The organism is Bacillus sp. SIMBA_008, from assembly GCF_046535495.1.
In the GTDB taxonomy this organism is placed as follows: domain Bacteria; phylum Bacillota; class Bacilli; order Bacillales; family Bacillaceae; genus Bacillus; species Bacillus subtilis.
Genome location: NZ_JAWRWL010000111.1, coordinates 1 through 364, shown reverse-complemented (window position 1 = coordinate 364; position 364 = coordinate 1). Strand labels below are relative to the sequence as shown.

The following is a 364-nucleotide window of genomic DNA, read 5'->3' as shown; positions in this document are numbered from 1 at the left end:
AGGTGGACCCGGATCCCACGACCGGTGACTTCTCCGGCGAGCGCGTGCGCGCCTCGTTCGAGGAGAGCCTCGACCGGCTGGGGGTCGAGCGGATCGAGATGCTGCACTTGCACGATCCGGAACGCATCGGCTTCGAGGCCAGCATGGCCGGGGGCGGCCCCGTCGAAGCTCTCGTCGAACTGCGCGAGTCGGGCCGGGTCGACCACATCGGCGTCGCCGGTGGCCCGATCGGCATGCTGACGCGCTTCATCGAGACCGATCTCTTCGACGCCGTGCTCAGCCACAATCGTTATTCGCTGCTCGATCGTTCCGCGAAGCCGCTCTACGAGGCCGCGAAGGAGCGGGGAATCGCCGTGATGAACGC

General features: G+C 67.6%; 1 protein-coding gene. It reads left to right on the top strand.

All coding sequences use genetic code 11. The features are described 5' to 3' along the window. Nucleotides 1-364 (top strand): aldo/keto reductase (locus tag SB658_RS22380; RefSeq protein ID WP_410602407.1); only part of this gene is annotated, 364 nt, incomplete at both ends.